The organism is Phenylobacterium sp., assembly GCF_037138395.1.
Classification (GTDB): domain Bacteria; phylum Pseudomonadota; class Alphaproteobacteria; order Caulobacterales; family Caulobacteraceae; genus Phenylobacterium.
Genome location: NZ_JBAXIM010000204.1, coordinates 1 through 3604, shown reverse-complemented (window position 1 = coordinate 3604; position 3604 = coordinate 1). Strand labels below are relative to the sequence as shown.

The following is a 3604-nucleotide window of genomic DNA, read 5'->3' as shown; positions in this document are numbered from 1 at the left end:
TTCCGCCCCCCAGGGGGAGGTGGACCGCGCAGCGGGCCGGAGGGGGTCAGCTGAGCCGCCGTTGACCCCCTCAGTCGGCTTCGCCGACAGCTCCCCCTGAGGTGGAGCAATTGGCTCCCTAATTCCGCCCCCAAGGGGGAGGTGGACCGCGCAGCGGGCCGGAGGGGGTCAGCCAAGTTTGCCGGTGATATAGCGGTCGGTGGGCCGCACCGGCAGGCCGTCGAGACTGTGGGTGCGGCCAGCCTGCTTCGCCACCCACTCGGCTGGGTCCTGGGCGGCGTGATACCGGGGCAGGGTCTCGCGGTGCTGGTCCAGGCGCATCAGGGGCACGCCCCAGCCGCAGCTGGTCTGGACGCCCTCGACGGCGACATCGAAGATCTGGCGCACGCCCGGGTGCAGGTTGAAGCCGGCCGCGAGGTCCTCCCAGTCGGGGTCCGCCGGGAGCACGGGTCGTCCGCGCCCGTAGATCCGCAGGATCAGGGCCGGCGCCTCGAAATTGCACATCATCAGGGTGATGCGCCCGTCGGCCGCCAGGTGGGCGTGGGTTTCGTTGCCCGACCCGGCCAGGTCCAGGTAGGCGACTCGGGTGGGAGACAGGACCCGGAAGGTGTCAGCCAGTCCCTTGGGCGACAGGTTGATCCGGCCGTCTGAGGCGGCGGTGGCGACAAAGAAGACCGGCTGGCGACCGATCATCGCCACGTGGTCTTCCGTCAGGCTGTCGAAGAACTCGGCCATGGAGGAAGGCTAGTCCATCCCGGAGGGTGCGAATAGGGCCCGCCTGAGGGCTTCCGTTCCCGCTGGGAGCGCGCTAAGCCCTGCCCATCAACCGGCGGAAGCGTACCGGAAGGGGAGGATCATGAGCCTGAAAGGCAAGGCCTACATCATGGGGGCGTGGGAGCATCCCACCCGCGACGCCCCGGACAAGACCACCGCCCAGCTGCACTTTGAGAGCGCCCGGGGTGCCCTGGCCGATGCCGGCCTCACCTTCGACGACGTGGACGGCTATTTCTGCGCCGGAGATGCGCCGGGCTTCGGCGGCATGTCCATGGTCGACTATATGGGCCTGCGCAATGTCCGCCACCTGGACTCCACAGAGACCGGCGGCTCCTCCTACATCCTGCACGTGGGCCACGCGGTCCAGGCCATCGCCGCCGGCAAGTGCCAGGTGGCCCTGATCACCCTGGCCGGGCGTCCTCGCCAGGGGCAGGGCGGCCGTCCTGGCGGCGGCGCGCGCCCCGGCCAGCTGTCCGACGGCGCCCCCGAGGCCGGCTTTGAGAACATCTACGGCGGCTCGACCCACAACACCTACGGCATGTGCGCCATGCGCCACATGCACGACTATGGCACCACCTCCGAGCAGCTGGCCTGGATCAAGGTCGCCGCCAGCCATCACGCCCAGTGGAACGAACACGCCTTCCTGAAGGACGTGGTCACGGTGGAGGACGTGGTCAATTCGCGGATGATCGCCGACCCCCTGCACCTGCTGGACTGCTGCGTCGTCACCGACGGCGGCGGCGCCCTGATCATCACCTCGCCGGAAGTGGCGCGCAGCCTGAACCGGCCAAGGATCAAGGTGATCGGCTCCGGCGAGGCGCCCAAGGGCCCCGGCGGCGGCCATGGCCTGGACCTCACCTATTCCGGCGCCGTCTGGTCCGGCCCCCGGGCCTTTGCGGAGGCCGGCGTCACCCCCGCCGACATCAAGTACGCCTCCATTTACGATAGCTTCACCATCACCGTGCTGATGCAGATCGAGGACCTGGGCTTCTGCGCCAAGGGCCAGGGCGGCCGCTTCGTGGCCGACGGCAACCTGATCTCGGGCGTCGGCAAGCTGCCCTTCAACACCGATGGCGGCGGCCTGTGCAACAACCACCCCACCAACCGGGGCGGCATCACCAAGGTCATCGAGGCGGTGCGCCAACTGCGCGGCGAGGCCCACCCCAAGGTCCAGGTGGCCAACTGCGACGTGGCCCTGGCCCACGGCACGGGCGGATCCCTCGGCACGCGCCATGGCGCGGCCACGGTCATCCTCGAGCGGGAGTAGGAAGATGAGCGAAGCTGAAGCCAAACCCGCTGGCCGGGTCATTCCGGCGCCCGCGGTCACCGTCGAGAGCCAGCCCTTCTGGGACGCCGCCGCCGAGGGCAGGTTCCTGATCAAGCGCTGCACGGCCTGCGGCAAGGCGCATTGGTATCCCCGCGCTTTCTGCCCCTTCTGCGCCTCGGACGACACCGTCTGGGAAGAGAGCCCCGGCGAGGGTGAGATCTACACCTTCTCCATCATGCGGCGCTCGCCCACGGGCCCCTATGTGATCGGCTATGTCACCCTCGACGAGGGCCCGGCGGTGCTGACCAACTTCGTGGACTGCGACCCGGACGCCCTGAAAATCGGCCAGAGGGTCAAGGTACGCTTCCAGCCCACGGACGGCGGCCCACCGGCCCCGGTTTTCTGTCCAGCCTAGGCGCACGTTCAGCCTTTCGTTGACCGAAATGTTAGCTTAGATTGCGGACTCACTTTCAGGCTCATCCAAAGGATGTCTAAAAATGCGTAAGATCCTCATCCTCGCGGCCGCCGCAGCGACCCTCGCCATCGCCGGCTGCAACACCTTCTCTGGCGTCGGCAAGGACGTCCAGGCCGCCGGCTCCGCCGTCTCCAAGACCGCGGAAGACACCAAGGAAACCATCAAGAAGTAATTTGCCTAGGCTCCGGCCCGGCTGAGATCGCCCGGCGGCCCCTCAGGGTCGCTGGGCTTTTTCATGCCTTCTGTCCGCCGGCGTCTAGATCCGCCAGCCGCTCCATCAGGGCCTCGGCCTCCCGGGGCGACTTCACCCGGTGCAGGCGCAGGCCCGCCCACTTTGGGTCCGCGAACCGCGCCTGCCGCCGGGCGGTGGCATCCTTGTGGTGGCGCAGGGTGTACCAGACCGGGTGATCCTTATCGAACCAGCGGGTGAAGAGCTCCCGGTTGCCCGTGCCCTCCCAGACTTCGCGGCCCGTGAGCGCCCGGTCCAGCGTGCGCTTCAGGAGGCGCGGCATGCTGACGGACAGGGGATAGTCCAGCCAGATAACGTCAGTGGCCCGGCCCCAGACCAGGTCCTGGCAGATCGTATAGTTGCCGTCGGTGATCCACCGCTCGCCCCGGGTGGCCGCCTCGACCCGGTCGATGAAGGCCTGCGGGTCCTCGCCATGCAGGTCGCGCCAGCCCGGCTGCCAGTTCAGGGCGTCCAGCTCCACCCGCTGAAGGCCCAGCCGCGCCGCCAGCGCCGCTCCCAGGGTCGACTTGCCCGCCCCGGACTGTCCGATGACCGAGATGCGCAACCGGCGTTCCTTCTTCACTGAGCCTCTTGTCCCTTAGCGCAGGGGTCCTGGGGCCGGCACCCCCTTTAGGGGCGGAATTGGAACCGTCTAATTGCTCCACCTCAGGGGGAGCTCCGGGCGAAGCCCGGTGAGGGGGTCAACGGCATCTCAGCTGACCCCCTCCGTCGCGCTGCGCGCGCCACCGCCCCCTTGGGGGCGGAATTGTGAGGGTGCAGGAAGGGGTCAAGGGCGGCTCAGGTCCGCCCCGCCTTAATCCTTCTTCAGCCCCAGCTCCGCCCAGACCTCGTCGGTGTG

Annotated in this window: 5 protein-coding genes; 3 read left to right on the top strand and 2 right to left on the bottom strand. The window is 68.6% G+C overall.

What is annotated here, in order from left to right:
- Positions 1-168: 168 nt before the first annotated feature.
- Positions 169-735, bottom strand: coding sequence for a pyridoxamine 5'-phosphate oxidase family protein (locus tag WCJ52_RS12225; protein WP_336903587.1), 567 nt, complete (start codon positions 733-735; stop codon positions 169-171).
- Between the two features lie 121 nt (positions 736-856).
- Here WCJ52_RS12225 and WCJ52_RS12220 point away from each other — a divergent pair, with 121 nt between their 5' ends.
- From WCJ52_RS12220 to WCJ52_RS12210, 3 genes are all read left to right on the top strand, one after another.
- Positions 857-2041: a thiolase domain-containing protein gene (locus WCJ52_RS12220; RefSeq protein WP_336903586.1), complete on the top strand. Its 1185-nt coding sequence runs from the start codon at positions 857-859 to the stop codon at positions 2039-2041.
- A 4-nt stretch (positions 2042-2045) separates the two neighbouring features.
- Entirely contained in the window at positions 2046-2456 is a 411-nt protein-coding gene (locus WCJ52_RS12215) for a Zn-ribbon domain-containing OB-fold protein (protein ID WP_336903585.1), read from the top strand.
- An 82-nt stretch (positions 2457-2538) separates the two neighbouring features.
- Positions 2539-2688: an entericidin A/B family lipoprotein gene (locus WCJ52_RS12210; protein WP_336903584.1), complete on the top strand. Its 150-nt coding sequence runs from the start codon at positions 2539-2541 to the stop codon at positions 2686-2688.
- 61 nt (positions 2689-2749) lie between these two features.
- On the opposite strand, the gene WCJ52_RS12205 is transcribed toward WCJ52_RS12210, so the two are convergent.
- On the bottom strand, positions 2750-3328 hold the full coding sequence (locus WCJ52_RS12205; protein WP_336903583.1) for a hypothetical protein: 579 nt from the start codon (positions 3326-3328) through the stop codon (positions 2750-2752).
- Positions 3329-3604 lie beyond the last annotated feature (276 nt).